The following is an 18,290-nucleotide window of genomic DNA, read 5'->3' on the forward strand; positions in this document are numbered from 1 at the left end:
CCGCCGGGCACGAGCACATGCCCAAGAACAAGCGTCCCCAGCCCCGCAAATCCGCCACCCCGCCCGAAGAGAAAGAAGAAGTCCTGAGCCAGGCCCTGAGCAGCCTGGCGCTTGCCCTTTCCGAGCGCGAGGAGGATGAAGACGCCCTGCGCGCCAGCGAGCGCGAATTCCAGCGCCTGCTGCGCCGCTACCTGAACCAGCAGAAGGACGAGATCCTGTACGGCGCCATCGAGCTGGCGCGCGACGAGGACATCGGCGCCTACCAGCTGCTGCGCAGCGCCATCGAGGACGCCGCCTGCACCCAGCTGCTGACCCGCGAGAATGCGCCGCCCATGGAGATCGACGCCTTCGCCATTCCCCTCTTCGTCCACAGCCGGGGCGGCCTGGTGCAGGCCGAGACCTTCCAGGACGAGGCCGCCTACAGCGCCCTCCTGGCCAGCTTCTCCGAGGCGGGGCTGGAAAGCCCACGCGCGCGCCTGGTGCTGGTGCAGCATGCCTACGATGCCGACGAAGCCATCCGCATCGGCTACAGCCAGATGCACGCCATGGCGCGCGAGGCGGCCGCCTCGCTGACGGACAAGAAGATGCGCGAAGCGCCCGCGCTGCAACGCAGCATCGCAGGCTGGGCACCCTCCGCCTTCGGTCCCGAAGACGAGGCCATGGAGCTGCGCTTCCTGCTCGGCTTCTCGCTCAAGCGGGCGGACGATCCCTTCTATCAGGTGCCGCAGGACGAAGCCGCCGCAGACGCCTGGTTCGCCACCCGCATGCAACGCTATCAGGCGTGGACGGAAAAGGCGGCGCCGCTGCTGCGCCGCTGCCTGGCGTCCGCAGGCCGCAGCCTGGAGCTCAACTTCCTCTACCAGGACCATTTCTTCAGCGCCCGCCGCCAGGCCCTGGCCGAACGCGGCACCCTGGCCCTGATCGCCGAGCTGGGCGCCGCCGCGCGCAGCCATGGCGGACCGGTGCACGTGCGCATCGCCCCGGCCGAGGCGCAGGGCGAAGTGGTGCTGCGCGCCGCTCTTTATGGCGGCGACCAGCTGCTCGCGAGCAGCAACCGCCCCTTCGACCTGGGCGACGACCTGCAGGAGGCCGTGGAGGATTTGCGCGACGCCCTTGGCACCCAGGGCATCACGGATATCCGCGTGGAGGAAGGCGGGCAGGAATAGCCAAAGCGGCAACCCTACTTTGGCTTTGACAAGCTAAATTCTCAGGAGGATACTGAGTTCATGACTTGGAGGTCCATCATGAAACACCTAGCCCTGATCCTGGGCGCGCTCCTGCTTTCCGCCTGTTCCATTGCGCCGCTTGCTCCCCCGCCTGACGACCTGTTTGCCGACCACCTGTTCCAGGCTGCGGACGACCAGATCCCCACCGAAGCCATCTTCGCGCTCACTCCTGCGATGAAGGACTATGCGGCCTCGGTCAGTCGCACCATGCGCCGCAGCGAGGCGCAGCAGGCGCTGTTCGACGCGCTGTACAAGCGCGACCAGCTCCAGCTCGATTACGATTCCGCCGTCACCCGCACCGCGGCCCAGGCTTTCGAATCGCGCATGGGCAACTGCCTGTCGCTCGTCATCATGACGGCGGCGCTGGCGCGCGAGATGGGCATGGAGGTGAAGTTCCAGAACGTGATCTCCGGCACCACCTGGTCACGCAGCGGCGACATCTATTTCAACAGCGGCCACGTCAACGTAGTGCTGGGCTCGCACCGCAGCCTGTCGGACCAGGGCTTCGGCTACTACCGTTCCCGCGTCGTGGACTTCATGCCGGTTCCGGACAGCTACCGCAAGATCGAGGAGATCATCGACGAGGGCACCGTCCTGGCCATGTTCATGAACAACCGCGCCGCCGAGGCGCTCGCCCAGGGCAAGCTGGACAACGCTTACCGCTGGGCCCGCCGCTCCATCGAAACGCGCGGCGACCTGCTGCAGGCCTACAACACCCTGGCCGTCATCTACCAGCGCCATGGCAACCTGCCGCAGGCTGAACACGTGCTGCGCTTCGCCATGGCCCGCAGCCCGGAGAACGTGGCCGTGATGCAGAACCTGGTCAACCTGCTCGACCAGCGGGGCCAGACCGCGGAAGCGGCCATGTACCGCCAAAAGCTCGCCAGCATCGATCCCGAACCCGCGTTCCACTACTTCCGCCTCGGCCAGAAGGCCATGGAGGAGGGGAACTACCGCAAGGCGCGCGAGATGTTCGCGCGCGAACTGGACCGGGAGCCGGACTATCATGAATTCCATTTCTGGTATGCGCTGGCTTCCTGGCAGCTGGGCGACTACCGGGCCGCGAACGAACACATGAAGCAGGCGGAAGCGAGCAGCACGACGCGCAAGGACCATGAACTGTATGCAGGCAAACTGGACCGCCTGCGCAGCCTCCAGGCCCAGTCGAACAAGGCCCCGCGAACTGCCAATTAATTACTTTTCCTTCAATACGGTTTACACTGGCGGCCCCATGTATTCATCGTATTGAAGGAAATCATGCCCCGCCAGCTTACCGTTCTTGCCCTTTCCCTTTCCCTGGCCTTCGGCGCCGCCCACGCGGCAGCGCTGGAGACCGTCCACGCCGACGAAGCGCAGGCCGCCAAGCCCAGCCTTCGCGAGCACTACACCAAGTACGAATACCGCATTCCCATGCGCGACGGCGTGCGCCTGTTCACCACCGTCTATGTGCCCAAGGACAGCTCGAAGAGCTATCCCTTCCTGATCCAGCGCACGCCCTACAGCGCCGGCACCCAGCACGGCGGAGAGCTGCATTACGGCGTGGACTTCATGCCCCAGTCCATCGGCCCATCGAAGGAATTCCAGGAGGCGGGCTACATCTTCGTCTACCAGGACGTGCGGGGACGCTACATGTCCGAGGGCAAGTGGCAGGAGATGACGCCGCATGCCAAAGCCCAGCTCACCGCGGGCGAAGGCAACGAGAGCCGCGACATGCACGACACCATGGAATGGCTGCTCAAGCACGTCCCCAACCACAACGGCAAGGCCGGCATCTACGGCATCAGCTATCCCGGCTTCTACACTTCGGCCAGCATCATCGATTCGCACCCGGCCATCAAGGCCGCTTCGCCGCAGGCGCCGGTCACAGACCTGTTCATGGGTGACGACTCCTATCACGGCGGCGCCTTCATGCTGGCGGCGAACTTCGACTTCTACTCCGCCTTCACGGAAGAGAAGAACCCGACGCCGCTGCCGAAAACCTGGAACCGCTTCGACTATGACAAGGCCGACGGCTACGACTTCTTCCTGGAGAAGCTCACCCTGTCCAATATCCTCGGCACGCTGACGGACAAGCAGCGCGCCCTGATCCAGCCCACCATCGAGAACGACAGCTACAACGGCTTCTGGAAGGAGCGCAATATCGCTCCCCACCTGAAGAACATCAAGGCGGCCGTGCTCACCGTGGGCGGCTGGTTCGACGCGGAAGACCCGCAAGGCCCGCTCACCACCTACCACGCCATCGAACGCCAGAACGCGGGCATCTTCAACGGCCTGGTGATGGGCCCCTGGGTGCACGGCGGCTGGGCGCGCGGCGAGGGCAAGAGCCTGGGCCACGTGCAGTTCGACAGCAAGACCAGCGAATACTTCCGCAGCAAGATCCAGTTCCCCTTCTTCGAACAGCACCTGAAAGGCGTGAAGCCCGCCCAGCCGATTTCCGAGGTCACGGTGTTTGAAACGGGCAGCAACGTGTGGCGCCAGTACACGGCCTGGCCGCCCGCGCCGGCCAAGGCGCGCACTCTCTTCCTCGCGCCGGACGGTAAGCTGAGCTGGCAGCAGCCTTCGGGCGGCGCCGCCTTCGACGAATACATCGCCGATCCGCGCCGTCCCGTGCCTTACATCGCCTATCCGGCCACCGGCGTGCCGCAGGAATACGCCGTGTCGGACCAGCGCTTCGCATCCACCCGTCCGGATGTGCTGGTGTACCAGAGCGATGTGCTGGAAGAAGACCTCACGGTTGCGGGTCCGGTCACGCCGAAGCTCTTCGTTTCCACCACCGGCACCGATGCCGACTGGGTGGTGAAGCTGATCGACGTCTATCCCCATGAATACCCCGAAGCCCCGGAGCAGCGCGGCCGGGACGTTGCGCCGCCGAAGCTCACCATGGCTGGCTACCAGCAGCTGGTGCGCGGCAATCCCCTGCGCGGCAAGTTCCGCAACAGCTTCGAGAAACCCGAGCCTTTCGTGCCGGGCAAGGTCGAGGCCATCAGCTACCACCTGGGCGACGTCAATCACACCTTCCGCCGCGGCCACCGCATCATGGTGCAGATCCAGAGCTCCTGGTTCCCGCTGGTGGACCTGAATCCCCAGACCTTCGTCAGCATCCCCAAAGCGAAGCCCGAGGACTTCAAGAAGGCCACCCAGCGCGTCTACCATGCGCCGGGCCAGGCTTCCGGCCTGCAGCTGATGGTGCTTCCGCCACAGTAAGCGCTAAAAATGCAACAGGGTTGGCGCATCGGGCGCTGCCCTGTTGCGTTTGCCGTTAGACTGGAGCCATGAATAATTCCAGGAAAATGGCCCTTGTGGCGGGCGTGGCGGGCTTCCTGTGGGCCAGTGCTGTTTCCGTCATGGCGGCCGGGCAGCGCCGCCTGCTGTTCAATCCCACGTTGATCCGCGAAGTCCAGAGCCCGCGCAGCGCAGGCCACCGCACGCGCGCCGTTGTCCTGCGCGCGAACGACGGCACGCGGCTGGCGGGCTGGCTCATGACGCCTCGGGAACCGGGGCCGCATCCGGCGGTGCTGTATTTTGGCGGACGTTCGGAAGAAGTGTCGTGGGTGGCGCGCGACGCGGGCACCCTCTTCCCCGGCATGACTGTGCTGGCCATGAACTACCGCGGCTACGGCGATTCGCGCGGCATTCCGGGAGAAGAACACATGGTGGAAGACGGCTGCATGCTCTTCGACTGGCTGTGCAGCCGCCGCAATGTGGACAAGACGCGCATTGCCGTCGTCGGCCGCAGCCTCGGCTCCGGCGTGGCGGTGCAGGTGGCGAAGGAGCGTCCCGCGAGCGCCATGGTGCTGATCACGCCTTACGACTCCATTCTCGCCATCGCGCAGCGCCGCTTCCGGGGCGTGCCGGTGAGCTTCGTGCTGAAGCACCGCTTCGAGTCGGTGAAATACGCCTCGCTGCTCAAGGCGCCCACCTATATCCTGCGCGCCGCCAGCGACGACATCGTGCCGCATTCGCACACCGACCAGCTGGTGTCCCAGCTGACCAGCGTGCGCCTGGACGAGACCATTCCGGACTCGGACCACATGAACATTCCCTATCTGCCGGAAACCCAGCAGCGCATCGCCCGCTTCCTCACTTCGCAGTTCGCGCCGCCGGTGCTGGAAGAGCTGGCCCCCAGCGCAGCCTGATCTTCGTACTCAAACTCCGAAGCTGGCGTTCACCTCCGCGTAGGACGCGGCATGGGCCAGCAGCGGCTCCGACCGTCCGTCCGCGAGGAAGGCGCGCGCCATGACGGAGGTATGGGCCCACATCGTCTGCGGCAGCCAGGAGCCGGCGCTGATGCGGCGCACACCCAGGGCCGCAAGCTGCGCGGCTGGCGCAAGGCCCGGCCATGCCACGACATTCAGCAACAGCGGAGTGCCCCCGGCGATGGCCCGGATCTCCTCCGGCTCGGAAGCGCCGAGGGCGAAGATGCCGTCCGCACCCGCCTCGCGGTAGTCCCTGGCGCGCCTCAGCACCTCCGCAACGTACTCGCCCGGCGGCGCAAGCTTGCGCGCATACACGTCGGTGCGCACGTTGATGTACAAGGGAAGGGCCGCGCTTTCGGCAGCCTTACGCGCCGCCTCGATCTTGCGGCACAGCGCCGCGGGCTCGCCGCTCCCGTCCTGGATATTGATACCCACCGCACCGGCTTCCATGAAGCGCGCCACGTTATCGCCGACGGTGGCGGCATCGTCCGCATAGCCGCCTTCGATGTCCACACTGAGCGGAATGTCCACCACGCGCCGGATGCGCCGCACGGCGGCCAGGTGTTCCTGCAGGGGCAGCACATCGCCATCGCGGTAGCCCAGCGACCAGGCGACGCCCGCGCTGGTGGTGGCGATGGCCTGCGCGCCAGCGGCGGCGATGGCGCGCGCGCTGCCCGCGTCCCAGGCGTTCGGCAGGACAATGGGTGTGGCCTGCAGGTGCAGGGAGTGGAAAGGGCTGTTCATGGCGGCTCCGTGAAAAAGTCCATTTTATGCACGGCGCTTTGCGACGATAATAGCTACAATCGACACACATTCATTCCACCGAGGAAGCAATGGAAGCGCCTTCCCTGAACCTGGTCCGCGCCTTTGTCGCCGTCGCCGAGCGCCAGAGCTTCGTGCGCGCGGCGGAGGAGCTGGGCATGACCGCCTCCTCCGTCAGCCGTCTGGTGAAGACGCTCGAGCGGCATCTGGGCGTGGTGCTGATCGCGCGCACCACGCGGGCCATGTCGCTGACGGAGGCCGGGCAGCGCTATTTCGCCGAATGCAGCGCGGCGCTCGAACAGCTGCGGGGCGCGTGGGAGCGCATCAGGGACGAGCAGGAACTGCCGCGCGGCATACTCAAGCTCAGTGCGCCGCTCGTGTTCGGGCGGCAGCATGTGGTGCCGCATTTGTCGGCCTTCATGCAAACCTACCCCGACGTCCAGCTCGACCTCATCATGACCGACCGCTACGTGGACATTGTGGGCGAAGGCCTGACGCTGGCGATCCGCATCGGGCAGATGGACGACTCCAACCTGCTGGCGCGCAAGCTGTTGCGCAACCGGCGCATCCTCGTCGCATCGCCGCAGTATCTCGCGCAGCATGGCACGCCCCCCACGGTGGACGAACTGAAAGAGCACCGCTGCCTCGTGTCCACGGCAAGCCACGACGGCGAGAACTGGCGCCTCGTGGGCGCGGGTGGCGAACGCACCATCCGTCCCCGCAGCCGCCTGCGGGCCGACAACGGGGACGCGGTCCACCGCTTCTGCCTGGACGGCCACGGCATTGCCTTCCACTCCGCGGTCACGATGTCCGCCTCCATCCTGCAGGGCGAGCTGGTGCAGGTGCTGCCCGAATGGACGGGCCGCGAAACCGGCGTCTACTGCGTCCGCCCCTCCCAGCCGCCCGGCCCCGCCGCCCGCGCCTTCCTCGACTTCCTCACCGCCCGCTGGCGCACCGCCCCCGAGCTCTCCCCCTACCTCCCCTGACCACAGCCCAGTTCGTGTCCAACTCTGGTGCCAGGGAAGAAAAGTGGACACAAGCGCAGCCGTAGCATGGCTAGGGCCGAGGTCGTGTCCACTTTTCTTCCCTGGCACCAGAAGTGGACAGGGGCTTAGCCGTAGCTGCTATATTGCTGCGAGAATTTATAACCCTTCGGGACAATATGACACGCCTTCCTCTTATCCTCGCCGCCGGCGCCGTGCTCGCTGGCTGCGCCGCGACCCAGCCGCCGCTGACCGATTTCACCGCCAATTCCGGCTCCGCCCGCTCGCCTGAACAGCTGGCGCTGAGCTTCGAAAAAGTGGATCTCGCGCTGCGCGTCGATCCTGCCACCAAAAGCATTGCCGGGGATGCTGCCCTGACCTTCCTGGCCACCGCGCCGGTCTCGCGCATCGCCGTCGAACTGGACCGCAACCTGCCCGTCAGCTTCGCGAGCGTGGATGGCGTGGCGCTTGCTCCATCGGCCATCAGCAACGAGGAAGGCCGTCTGTATCTCACTCTGCCCTCGCCGCTCGCAGCGGGCGCCAGCACCACCGTCCGCATCCGCTACAGCGGCGTGCCGCACGTGGCCAAGCGCGCGCCCTGGGATGGCGGCTTCGTATGGAGCAAAACGGAGGACGGCCTGCCATGGATCGCCACCGCCGTCGAAGGCGAGGGCTGCGACCTGATCCTGCCCTGCATCGACCATCCGCAAGGCAAACCGAAACAGATCGATATGCACGTCACCGTCCCCGCGCCTCTGGTGGCGGCCGGGAACGGCATCTCCGCAGGCATGGACGAGAAGGACGGCTGGCGCACCTATCACTGGCGCGCGAAGAACCCGAGCACCTATGGCATCTCCCTCAATATCGGCCCTTATGAAATGCTGTCCGGCGAGTACGACAGCCGATACGGCAACAAGATCCCGCTGCGCATGTGGTATCTGAAAGGCCATGACAAAAAGGCTGCGGGGCTGTTCGAGGAGTTCGCGCCGATGCTGGCCTTCTTCGAAAGCTATATCGGCCCCTATCCCTTCGGCGACGAGAAGATGGGCGTGGTCGAAACGCCGCACCTGGGCATGGAGCACCAGACCATCAACGCCTACGGCAACGGCTATGCCAAGTCGCCCCTGGGGTACGACTGGCTGCTGCACCATGAACTCTCCCACGAGTGGTTCGGCAACCAGATGACCAACGCGGACTGGGACGATATGTGGCTGCACGAAGGCTTCGGCAGCTATATGCAGCCGCTCTACCTGCAGCACATGCGCGGCGAGGCGGCCTTCCATTCGGAGCTGTTCAACCAGCGCAAGCAGATCGCCAACAAGGCTCCCATCGTCAGCGGCAAGCCGATGCGCATCGAAGACGTCTACAAGGACGAACGCGGCGGCCCTGGCCTGGACATCTACGTCAAGGGCTCGCTCGTGCTGCACACCCTGCGCAACCTGATCGGCGACGATGCCTTCTTCCGCGCCACGCGCCGCATGGTCTACGGCACCGAAACGCCGCGCCCCGGCAATTTCCAGCCGCGCTACAGCAGCAGCAAGGAGTTCATCGCCATCGTCAAGGAAGTGAGCGGCCGCGACCTGGGCTGGTTCTTCGACGCCTACCTGTACCAGGCCGCGCTGCCGGAACTAGTGGAGGAGCGCAAGGACGGCAAGCTCCAACTGAGCTGGAAGCTGAAGAACGGCGCTGCCTTCCCGATGCCAATCGAAGTGCGCATCAACGGCCGTATCGAGCGGCTGGCGATGGCCGACGGCAAAGGCGAGATCAGCCTGCCCGCTGGGGCCCTGTATACCATCGATCCCAACTCCCGCGTGCTGCGCCACGAGGCGCAGTTCGAGGAATGGCAGCGCTACGAGAAGGAGCGCAAGCAGAAGAAGGCCAAGGCGTCCTGATTACAGCGTGCGAAGGAACTGCTCCACGACCGATTGCCTGATACCCGGTGCAGCTTCCTTGCTGAATCCGTGCCCGGTCGGCCAGGCTTCGTGCCGCACCGGGAATTTGAATCCCTTTGTGTTCAGGTAGTTGACGATATCCTCCGACATGCGCGTGCTCGGCCAGATTTCATCGTTCCTGGCCGAGATGAGGAAGATGGGACCGTTGATCCGTTCTACAGGAATCCGGTAGCCGGACCACTCGCCGACCTTGTCCAGCGCCATTTCGAATCGCCGGGCCAGCGGCAGCGATTGGTCGTCATCCAGTGACAGAGCGGGAATGTCCTTTCCGCGATAGGTCCAGGCCGACCTTGGCATCGTCCGGCCATACCAGGGCACTTCGCTCGGCGTTGCAGCCACCACGGACTTGATCCGCGCATCCATGCTGGCAACGAGAAAGGCAGCTTCACTTCCGCGCGAGCCCGACACAATGCCGATGCGCGCAGCATCCACGCCCGGCGCCTGGGAGACATAGTCCAGCGCGTCGATAAAATACTCGAGCGGAATCTGGTCGAGGGTCATCGGGAGCCCCGCCTCCTTGAAGTAGGCCAGCGCCAGCACTGCGATGCAATGCGGGGCCAGCATCTCGCCGCTCGAATTCCCGGTCGATAAACCGCCCTCGGAACCGCCGAAGGCCATCACGGCCGGGAGCTTGCGGTCCGCCTGCGGCAGATAGAGATTCGCCACCAGATTTTTATAGGCGACCTTCTCGATCTTGTAACTGCAGGTCTCCGCTTGCGCCTTCGCGCAACCGAGAACAATCGCTACGGCAAAGGCCAGTTTTCTAAGCATGTATCTTCCTTTTCGAATTCAGTACGTGACTCAAGGCCGACCACACCTCACGTTTTTGCGCATAGGCCAGCGTGTAAGCGGGGCTGCTCGATGGGAGGTTGAAGATGCGGTAGCGCGAAGCATGCTCGCCCAGCACCTTCAGGCCGAGCGCGTGCGCCGTGCCACCGTTGAAGGCTAACGCCTCGATATCCGGAAACCGCGCCAGCAAGCCCGGCAGATCATTGTCGTCGCGGTCGCGGATGCTGCTGTCCAGGCTCCCCGGGCGGTGCGCTTGGGCCACCACGTCCCAGAGGCCGACGCCATGCTGGAGGAGGGTTCGCAGACGGTTTTCGTAGTCGAGGGGAACAAGTTCCACGCCGATCACCCCGGACATCAAGGCCCAGAACTTGTTCTGGCGGTTGCCGTAGTACTGCTGCACCGCCAGCGATTTTTCGCTGGGCAGGCTGCCCAGGATGAGCAGGCGGGTGCGCTCGTCCACCACGGGGGCGAAACAGCGCTTGCGGAGGTCGGTGGAAGGGCTCATCCACGGCATTCTAAGCGAAGCCGTGCATCGGCGGCCGGTGTTTGGGAGTAGAATCAAACGGTAGCGCTTTGCCAACAATACCGGAGTGCCCATGAGCGACCAACGTACCATCCACGAGCTGCTGGCGCAGTATGCGGAGAGCCACCGTGATCCCGCCAACGAATTGATTCACATCGTCTGCGTGCCGCTGATCGTGTTTTCGCTGCTGGGGCTGCTGTGGGCCCTGCATCCGCTGCTGGCGGCCGTCGCCGCAGCGGCGGCCATGGTGTACTACTTCCGCCTGTCCGTGCCCTTCGCCAAGGGGATGCTGCTGATGTCCATGGTGATGCTGGGCGTGCTCGCGGCATTGCCGCCCATCGCCGTGCTGCCGCTCAGCTTGGCGATTTTCGTGCTGGCCTGGGCCGGGCAGTTCATTGGACACAAGATCGAGGGCAAGAAGCCGTCATTCTTCGATGACCTGCGCTTCCTGCTGATCGGACCGCTGTTTGTGCTGAGCTTCCTGTACCGGCGCCTGCGCTGGGCTTACTGATCAGCTCAGCCCGGGCACGCGCGGCAGGAGATGCGAGGGCAGCACGTCGAAGATGACGAGCACACCGAGCATGGCGGCGACATAGCCGACCACGGTCCAAACCTTGACTTGCAACGACCTTTGCATTGCCAACCCCGAACGCGTACTTAGTCTTTCCATAATACGCCTGCCGCGCGGCGGACGCACGGCCTTCCCCGCGCCAGCGGCATCGCCGCAACAAAACCTGTCCCCTCGGCAAGCTGAAGAAGAAGCGCGTATACTTGCCCGATGCCCTCTCCTCTTCTCTTCATCACCGCATGCCTCATCTGGGGTTCCACCTTCTGGGCCATTACCCTGCAGCTGGGCGAGGCGCCCCCTGCCGTCTCCGTCGTTTACCGCTTTGCCCTGTCCTCGGCCGTGCTGTTCGCCTGGTGCGCAGCGCGCGGCGACCGCCTGCGCCTGGCATGGCCGGCCCAGCGCTGGACCATCCTGCAGGGCTGCGCTACCTTCGGCCTGAGCTATATCTGCACCTACTCGGCCGAGCAGTACCTGGTGTCGGCGCTGGTCGGTGTGCTGTTCGCACTCATGGTGTTCTGGAACCCGATCCTGATGCGCCTGGTGTTCGGCACGGCGCTGACCTGGCGCATCTGGGCGGGCGGCAGCGTGGCCATCTGCGGCGTGGTGCTGCTGTTCTACCAGTCCATCGGCCAGGCCCTGCACGATATCCAGCGGGGCGGCCAGGGCCACTTCCTGCTCGGCCTGGCACTCGGCCTGTGCGCCACCGTCGCCAGCTCGATGGGCAATGTGCTGGTGGTGAAGGTGCGCCAGAATGAAGCGAATGTGCTGCTCACCATGGCGTGGGGCATGCTCTGGGGCACCTTGCTGATCGCCAGCTGGGTCGTCGTGAGCGGCCAGAGTTTCGTGCTGCCCACGGCGCCGAAGTACTGGGCAGGATTACTGTACCTGTCCCTGTTCGGCTCCGTGATCGCCTTCGCCTGCTATTTCACGCTGATCGATCGCATCGGCAGCCAGAAGGCCGTGTACATCGGCGTGGTGACGCCCGTGATCGCCGTGCTGCTGTCGATCCGCCTCGAACATTTCCGCCCCGGCCTCGTGGAATGCGTTGGCATGCTGCTCTGCCTGACAAGCGTGGCGTGGGCCCTGCGCGCGCCGGCGCTCAAGCCGGTATCCACCGAATCGTCCCTCCCTGAACCACTGAAGAAAGCATCATGAGCAAGTTGAACATCCGTCCCGCGCGTCCCGACGACGTGCCGCATATCTTTGGCATGATTTACGAACTGGCCGTGTTCGAGAAACTCGAGCATATGGTCGTGGCCAATGAGGCGATGCTGCTGGACGCGCTGTTCGGCCCTCGCCCGCCTTGTGAAGCCATCGTGGGAGAGGAAGAGAACGGCGAGGTGGTGACCTTCGCCCTCTTCTTCCACAACTTCTCCACCTTCCTCTGCAAGAAGGGGCTGTATCTCGAAGACCTGTATGTGAAGCAGAACCGCCGCAGCAAGGGCTATGGCAAGGACATGCTGGTGGCCCTGGCGAAGCTGGCCGTGGAGCGGGGGTGCGGCCGTTTCGAATGGTCCGTGCTGGACTGGAACGAGAACGCCATCAACTTCTACGAGAAGATGGGCGCGGTGGTGATGCCGGACTGGCGCATCTGCCGCGTGACGGGCGACGCACTGGACGCGCTGGCCGCCGCCTGAAAAAAAGATCCCACGCGGCAATTTGCGGCGTGGGCTCGAACCCAGTTGTCAGTTGGGAGGGGAGATGAATCAACAGTTTCACTATAGTCCCCTGCCCGGCTGAAACAACCGGGCTTTACAAAATCTTACCGATACTCGATGGTTGCTTACATATCCATCGTTCGGCCAACTCGAAAACAGCCTGCGTGAGCAGTGCCAGCACCGCGGCGGGCAGGGCGCCGGCCAGCAGCAGCTGCTTGTCGTTGAGGGCCAGGCCCGTCGTAATTCTCTCCCCGTAGCCGCCCGCGCCGATAAAGGCCGCGATCGTTGCCGTGCCGACACTCATCACGGCGGCCGTCTTCACCCCTGCCAGGATGACCGGCATGGCCAGGGGCAGTTCCACGTGCACCAGGCGCTGGCGCCAGCTCAGGCCCAATGCCCGCGCCGCATCGCGCAGGCCGGCCGGTACGCCCGCGATGCCGGTGCAGGTGTTGCGCACGATGGGCAGCAGGGCGTAGGTCGTCAGGGCCACCAGCGCGGGCAGCGTGCCGATGGCGCCGAGCAAGGGGATCAGCATGGCCAGCAGCGCCAGCGAGGGAATGGTCTGCAGCACGCCGGTTGCGGCGAGCACGGGCTGGCGCAGCGGCGCCGCGAAGGCGGCCAGCACGCCGAGGGGTATGCCGATGGCGCAGGCGATGGCCACCGAGATTCCCACCAGCGCGAGGTGCTGCCGCGTGAGAGGCCACAGGTCCGGCGCGAATATCCTCGCGAGCAGCGAACTCTCCGCCGCCGCAGGGGACAGACCCCGGACGGGGTCTGTCCCCGGTGTCCCAGTCCGCAACCGGTCACGGTCAGCGGCTTCCGGGACGCGCCTGATCCATTGTGAGGCGATTGCCGCAAATGCCTGCCCCCGCAATTCCGCCGCCGCGTTCATTGCAATCATGTCCTTCTCGCCGATGCGCCCCTCAAGCCGCTGCAAGGCCTGCCACGCCTGGGGAAAGCGCTGCGGCAGATCGAGGCGATAAAGAAGCACGGCATCGTAGCGCGGGAAGTAGGCCTTGTCGTCGGCCAGCACGCGCAAGCCGTATTCGGCGATCTTGGCATCGGTCGAATAGATGTCGATGACATCCACCTCCTTCTGCGCCAGCGCTTCGTAAGCGATGCCGTGATCGAGCCCCTTCGGCTGCTGTGGCAGCCCGTAGCGGCGTGCGAGGCCCGGCCAGCCGTCCGCCCGGCCGATGAATTCATGCGACAGGCCGAACTTGAGTTCCTTGCGCGCAGCCAGATCGGCGATTGACATTAGCGGCATGTCGCCGCGCACCGCCAGCGCGTAGCTGTTGTTGAAGCCGAGCCGCACGGCTACGCCAAGCCCCAGCGGCGCCAGCGCGCGGCGCATGTCCTCCAGCGTGCCAGGCTTGTCGTTCTTCAGGATTTCCTGGTCGATGGTGCCCAGGTATTCAGGATAGATGTCGATGCTGCCCGACTTCAGCGCTTCGAGCACGATGGCGGTATTGCCCAGCCCCTGCCTATGCTCCGTGTTCACATGCGGGGCCGCCGTTTGCGCGATGATCTCGCCGAGGATATAGGACTCGGTAAAGCGCTTGGAGCCAACGCGCAGCGTGCCCTCGTCGGCACAGGCATTCAGGGAGAAGAGGCTGGCGGCCAGCCAGATCCACACCGCCCTCACTGGCGTCCTGTCACCGGAACGACGGGATTGCGCCACAAACCATTGTTGACCACCGCCTTGCAGGGATTGAAGCCGAAGGCGTAGGACAGGTCCGCGGGCCGGGCGATCTGCCACAGGGCGAAGTCGGCGCGTTTGCCTACTTCCAGCGTGCCGATGTCGTCCTGCAGGCCGAGGGCGCGTGCAGCGTTCACCGTGCAGCCGGTGAGCGCCTCGAGGGGCGTCAGGCGCCACAGGGTGCACACCATGTTCATGGCCAGAAGCAGGGACGCCATGGGCGAGGTGCCGGGATTGTTGTCCGTGGCCACGGCCATCGGCACGCCCGCCTCCCGCAGCGCCGCAATGGGCGGCGGCGTGGTGTCGCGCAGAAAGTAGTAGGCCCCCGGCAGCAGAACGGCGACCGTTCCCGCCTGCCGCATCGCATCGATGCCCGCGGCGCTCAGGTGTTCGAGGTGGTCCGCCGAGAGACCGCCGTAGCGCGCCACCAGTTCCGCGCCGCGCTGGTCGGAAAGCTGTTCGGCATGGAGCTTGACAGGCAGGCCCTGCTCCTTTGCCGCGCGGAATATGCGCTCGGTCTGTTCGTTGGTGAAGCCGATGCGTTCGCAGAATGCGTCCACCGCGTCCATCAGGCCATCGGCGGCGAGCTTGGGGATCATGGCGCAGACGGCGTCCACGTAGTCGTCCGCCCGTCCGGCATATTCCGGCGGCAGCGCGTGCGCGCCGAGGAAGGTGGCGGACACGCGCACGGGAAGCAGGCCGCCGACGCGGCGCGCCGTGCGCAGCATCTTTGCCTCCGCCTCCAGCGACAGGCCGTAGCCAGACTTGATCTCCAGCGTGGTGACGCCTTCGGCCAGCAGGCTCCCAATGCGCGGCAGGCTTTGGCGCAGCAGCTCTTCCTCGCTCGCGGCGCGCGTTGCGCGCACGGTGGACATGATGCCGCCGCCAGCCTTCGCAATGTCTTCGTATGTTGCGCCGTTGAGGCGCGCCTCGAATTCGTCGCTGCGGTTGCCTGCGTGGACAATATGAGTGTGGCAGTCGATGAGGCCGGGAGTCAGCCAGCAGCGCGCGGCATCGCGCGTGTCGTAGGCCGTGCCATGCTGCGCCGCGTCCGCGTCGGGCCCGAGCCAGGCGATGCGGCCATTGCTGACGGCAATCGCCGCGTCGCGCAGCTCTCCGTAGCCGCCACACATGGTGGCGAGATTCACGTTGCGGATCAACAGATCCCAGCGTTGCGTCATGTTTCCTTGTCCTCGTTGCGGATGATGTCGACAATGAAGACTGTCGCCTGGCCCGCCTCGAGCGTCCAGACTTCTTCCTTGTCCAATACCACCGCATCATAGCGCACCATGGCAATACGCTCGCTGCCGCTGAAGACGGCCATGCTTTCGCCTTCCGCGAGGAAGATCACCGTGCAGTCGCTGCGACGCTCCAGCGTCGAAAAATCACGCACCACGCGCCGCTCGAGCTGGTGGGTGCAGCAGCTGCGCCGGGTCATCACATTGAAGTCGGTGGTGGCCGCGCCGTCCACCGTGGCGGTGACGGCAGTCTCCCCGGGGAAAGCGACCATCGGTTCGCGCTCGCTGAGGGCAACCTGCCTTTCGTTGCCCACGTCGAGAACCACTCCCGGGCCTTCGATCAGGGTAAGGGTGCGGTCGATACCGGGGAAGACAGAGAAAGGCCCGCTCTGCGTGATGGTGGCGATGCTGACGCGCCATTCAAAATCGTCGAAGGTGGCGCCGGGCGGGCAAACAATCAGTTCCGTGGTGGAACCGCCGCCGTTCTTCCAGGGCGTTGGGTGCAGGCTTGCGTACTGAATCAGTCGGGTCATGATCGTAGCTCGCGCAGTTCGGCCAGCGTCTGTCTGAAGCGAGCGGCGATGGCCGGTTGCGCCACATGCTCCCGGTCGCGCACCACCCAGCGGCCGCCGACCATCACGTCGCGCACTAGATTATCATTTCCACTGAAAACAAGGGTGCTCAATACGTCGGCAGGGGCCAGGCCATGCAGGTTGGGATGCTGCTCATCCAGAACCAGCAGGTCCGCCCGCTTCCCCGGGGCCAGCTCGCCCACCGGGCGGCCGGATGCCTGCGCGCCGCCCCGAAGCGCGGCCTGCCACAGGAAATCGCCCACCTTGCGCTGCTTCGGGGATACCGCGATATTGCGGCGCTGCTGGCTGAGGCGCTGCCCGTATTCGAGCCAGCGCAGTTCTTCCACCGGGCTTTGCGACACGTGGCTGTCGCTTCCCACGCCGAAAACGCCGCCCTGGGCCAGGAAAGGTTCCAGCGGGAAGATGCCGTCACCCAGATTGGCCTCGGTGGTGGGGCACAGGCCCGCCACGGCGCCGCTGCGGGCTATCGCGGAGATCTCGTCTTCGGAGAGATGGGTGGCGTGCACCAGGCACCAGCGCTGGTCCACCTCGACGTGGTCGTACAGATACTGCACCGGCCTGCGTGCGCTGAAGTCGAGGGACTGCTTCACTTCCCCCTGCTGCTCCGCGATATGGATATGCACGGGACGCTGCACAGGCAGGCCCGCCAGCGCTTCCCTGATCTGCTGCACGGATGCGGCGCGCAGGGAGTGCGGCGCCAGGCCCACTTCCAGCTGGGGGCCGCGCTGCGCATCGAGTTCGCCGATAATGCGCAGGATGTCGTCAACGCTGCTGCGGAAACGGCCCTGCTCGGGCTTGAGCGGCGCCTCGCCGAAACCCGAATAGCTGTACAGGACGGGAAGCATGGTCATGCCGATGCCCGTGTAGCGTGCCGCGTCGGCCACGTGCAGCGCGGTTTCGGCGGCGCGCGCATAGAGGTTCCCGTCCGGCGCGCGGTGAACGTAATGGAACTCGCAGACGGAGGTATAGCCATGCCGCAGGCATTCGCTGTACAGCTGCGCGGCGATGGCGCTCATCTGCTCAGGAGTGATCCTGCGCGCGAAGCGGTACATCAGGTCGCGCCAGGTCCAGAAGCTGTCCGGACTGTCGCCCGCCTGCTCCGTCATGCCGCTCAGGGCACGCTGGAAGGCATGCGAATGCAGGTTCACCATGCCGGGCATGACGAAGCGCGCCTGCGGTACGCCTTGCGGAGCCTCCGAAGCCTGCACCGAGGTCAGGTTCCCTGCGTCGTCCCACTGCAGCAGCACGCCCTCATGCCAGCCGTCGGCCAGCAGGGCGCTGTGCGCAAACAGCGCCTTGGACGTCATGCGCGCGCCCAGTCGGCCGCCGCCTGCGTCATGCGGCGCAGCAGTGGCTGCACCTGTTCGGCCAGGTCGGGGCGGTAGGCGAAGGGCTCCGTTTCGTCCATGTAGGTGCACTGGCACATTTCGAGCTGTATCGCATGCACGCCCTGCTCCGGCTTGCCGTAGAAGCGGGTGATGTGCCCGCCCTTGAAGCGGCCGTTGATGGCGATGGTGTAGCGGCCGTCATCCTTCGCCTGCCCCGTCACCGCGTCGCTCAGGCCCGGATCGCAGCTGGCGCCGTTGGCCGTGCCGAAGTTCAGGTCCGGCAGCTTGCCATCGAAGAAGCGCGGCACGACGGAGGCGATGGAATGCGCCTCCCACAGCACGACGCGGCCGTGCAGCGCCAGCAGGCGGTCCAGCTCTTCACGCAGCTGAAGATGGTAGGGTTCCCAGTACGTCGCCAGGCGGCGCTGCACCTCGGCCTCGCTCGGAGCCTTGCCCGGCAGGTAAAGCCGCTCGCGGCCGAAGGTATCGACGGGGCACAGCGCCGTGGTGTCCTGGCCGGGATAGAGATTGGTGTTTTCCGGCGGCCGGTTCAGGTCGATCACATAGCGCGACCAGCGCGCGGACAGCGTGGAGGCGCCCATCTCCTGTAGGAAGCCATACAGTTCCGGCAGGTGCCAGTCGGTATCGGCTTTCACCTGCGCGCAAGGCGTCATGTTGGCGGCGATATCGTCCGGAATGTCGGTGCCCGCGTGCGGCATCGACACCAGCAGCGGCAGGCTGCCTGCCTTGAATTGGAAGTCCATGGCTCCTCCTT

Annotated in this window: 17 protein-coding genes; 9 read left to right on the forward strand and 8 right to left on the reverse strand. The window is 65.3% G+C overall.

Annotated elements, in window-relative coordinates; translation table 11 throughout:
• Positions 1 to 17: 17 nt before the first annotated feature.
• The 4 genes from LSQ66_RS18365 (at position 18) to LSQ66_RS18380 (ending at position 5,362) form a co-directional block, all read left to right on the forward strand.
• The gene (locus tag LSQ66_RS18365; protein ID WP_231766631.1) at positions 18 to 1,166 is read left to right on the forward strand and encodes a DUF2863 family protein; all 1,149 of its coding nucleotides are present in this window, start codon (positions 18 to 20) and stop codon (positions 1,164 to 1,166) included.
• Between the two features lie 78 nt (positions 1,167 to 1,244).
• Positions 1,245 to 2,420: a tetratricopeptide repeat protein gene (locus LSQ66_RS18370; protein ID WP_231766632.1), complete on the forward strand. Its 1,176-nt coding sequence runs from the start codon at positions 1,245 to 1,247 to the stop codon at positions 2,418 to 2,420.
• 63 nt (positions 2,421 to 2,483) lie between these two features.
• On the forward strand, positions 2,484 to 4,430 hold the full coding sequence (locus tag LSQ66_RS18375) for a CocE/NonD family hydrolase (RefSeq protein WP_231766633.1): 1,947 nt from the start codon (positions 2,484 to 2,486) through the stop codon (positions 4,428 to 4,430).
• A gap of 68 nt (positions 4,431 to 4,498) precedes the next feature.
• Entirely contained in the window at positions 4,499 to 5,362 is an 864-nt protein-coding gene (locus LSQ66_RS18380; protein ID WP_231766634.1) for an alpha/beta hydrolase, read from the forward strand.
• 9 nt (positions 5,363 to 5,371) lie between these two features.
• On the opposite strand, the gene LSQ66_RS18385 is transcribed toward LSQ66_RS18380, so the two are convergent.
• Positions 5,372 to 6,166 (reverse strand): isocitrate lyase/PEP mutase family protein, encoded by a 795-nt coding sequence (locus LSQ66_RS18385; RefSeq protein WP_231766635.1) that lies wholly within the window; start codon positions 6,164 to 6,166, stop codon positions 5,372 to 5,374.
• Between the two features lie 89 nt (positions 6,167 to 6,255).
• On the opposite strand from LSQ66_RS18385, the gene LSQ66_RS18390 reads away from it, so the two are divergent.
• Both LSQ66_RS18390 and LSQ66_RS18395 read left to right on the forward strand, forming a co-directional pair.
• Positions 6,256 to 7,170: a LysR family transcriptional regulator gene (locus LSQ66_RS18390; RefSeq protein WP_231766636.1), complete on the forward strand. Its 915-nt coding sequence runs from the start codon at positions 6,256 to 6,258 to the stop codon at positions 7,168 to 7,170.
• 176 nt (positions 7,171 to 7,346) lie between these two features.
• Entirely contained in the window at positions 7,347 to 9,059 is a 1,713-nt protein-coding gene (locus LSQ66_RS18395) for a M1 family metallopeptidase (RefSeq protein WP_231766637.1), read from the forward strand.
• Here LSQ66_RS18395 and LSQ66_RS18400 read toward each other — a convergent pair whose 3' ends face one another.
• Both LSQ66_RS18400 and LSQ66_RS18405 read right to left on the reverse strand, forming a co-directional pair.
• The gene (locus LSQ66_RS18400; RefSeq protein WP_231766638.1) at positions 9,060 to 9,890 is read right to left on the reverse strand and encodes an acyl-CoA thioester hydrolase/BAAT C-terminal domain-containing protein; all 831 of its coding nucleotides are present in this window, start codon (positions 9,888 to 9,890) and stop codon (positions 9,060 to 9,062) included.
• A complete protein-coding gene (locus tag LSQ66_RS18405) occupies positions 9,883 to 10,413 on the reverse strand; it encodes a DNA-deoxyinosine glycosylase (RefSeq protein ID WP_231766639.1) in 531 nt (176 codons plus the stop codon). The genes LSQ66_RS18400 and LSQ66_RS18405 overlap by 8 nt, the downstream gene beginning before the upstream one ends.
• 91 nt (positions 10,414 to 10,504) lie before the next feature.
• On the opposite strand from LSQ66_RS18405, the gene LSQ66_RS18410 reads away from it, so the two are divergent.
• The 3 genes from LSQ66_RS18410 (at position 10,505) to LSQ66_RS18420 (ending at position 12,636) form a co-directional block, all read left to right on the forward strand.
• The gene (locus tag LSQ66_RS18410; RefSeq protein ID WP_231766640.1) at positions 10,505 to 10,942 is read left to right on the forward strand and encodes an Mpo1 family 2-hydroxy fatty acid dioxygenase; all 438 of its coding nucleotides are present in this window, start codon (positions 10,505 to 10,507) and stop codon (positions 10,940 to 10,942) included.
• 267 nt (positions 10,943 to 11,209) lie between these two features.
• Positions 11,210 to 12,154 (forward strand): DMT family transporter, encoded by a 945-nt coding sequence (locus LSQ66_RS18415; protein WP_231766641.1) that lies wholly within the window; start codon positions 11,210 to 11,212, stop codon positions 12,152 to 12,154.
• Positions 12,151 to 12,636, forward strand: coding sequence for a GNAT family N-acetyltransferase (locus tag LSQ66_RS18420; protein ID WP_231766642.1), 486 nt, complete (start codon positions 12,151 to 12,153; stop codon positions 12,634 to 12,636). The genes LSQ66_RS18415 and LSQ66_RS18420 overlap by 4 nt, the downstream gene beginning before the upstream one ends.
• A 115-nt stretch (positions 12,637 to 12,751) precedes the next feature.
• Here LSQ66_RS18420 and LSQ66_RS18425 read toward each other — a convergent pair whose 3' ends face one another.
• The 5 genes from LSQ66_RS18425 to hutG are packed head-to-tail and all read right to left on the reverse strand — an operon-like array spanning position 12,752 to position 18,279.
• Positions 12,752 to 14,293 carry an ABC transporter permease/substrate-binding protein gene (locus LSQ66_RS18425; protein WP_231770149.1) on the reverse strand — a complete coding sequence of 514 codons (1,542 nt, stop codon included), beginning with the start codon at positions 14,291 to 14,293 and terminating at the stop codon, positions 12,752 to 12,754.
• 5 nt (positions 14,294 to 14,298) lie between these two features.
• A complete protein-coding gene (gene hutI / locus LSQ66_RS18430) occupies positions 14,299 to 15,537 on the reverse strand; it encodes an imidazolonepropionase (RefSeq protein ID WP_231766643.1) in 1,239 nt (412 codons plus the stop codon).
• Entirely contained in the window at positions 15,534 to 16,127 is a 594-nt protein-coding gene (locus LSQ66_RS18435; protein WP_231766644.1) for a HutD/Ves family protein, read from the reverse strand. The genes hutI and LSQ66_RS18435 overlap by 4 nt, the downstream gene beginning before the upstream one ends.
• A complete protein-coding gene (locus tag LSQ66_RS18440; protein WP_231766645.1) occupies positions 16,124 to 17,494 on the reverse strand; it encodes a formimidoylglutamate deiminase in 1,371 nt (456 codons plus the stop codon). Before LSQ66_RS18440 ends, LSQ66_RS18435 begins: the two co-directional genes overlap by 4 nt.
• A complete protein-coding gene (hutG, locus tag LSQ66_RS18445) occupies positions 17,491 to 18,279 on the reverse strand; it encodes an N-formylglutamate deformylase (protein ID WP_231766646.1) in 789 nt (262 codons plus the stop codon). The genes LSQ66_RS18440 and hutG overlap by 4 nt, the downstream gene beginning before the upstream one ends.
• Positions 18,280 to 18,290: the final 11 nt, after the last annotated feature.

Source organism: Massilia endophytica (assembly GCF_021165955.1).
Taxonomy (GTDB): domain Bacteria; phylum Pseudomonadota; class Gammaproteobacteria; order Burkholderiales; family Burkholderiaceae_D; genus Rugamonas; species Rugamonas endophytica.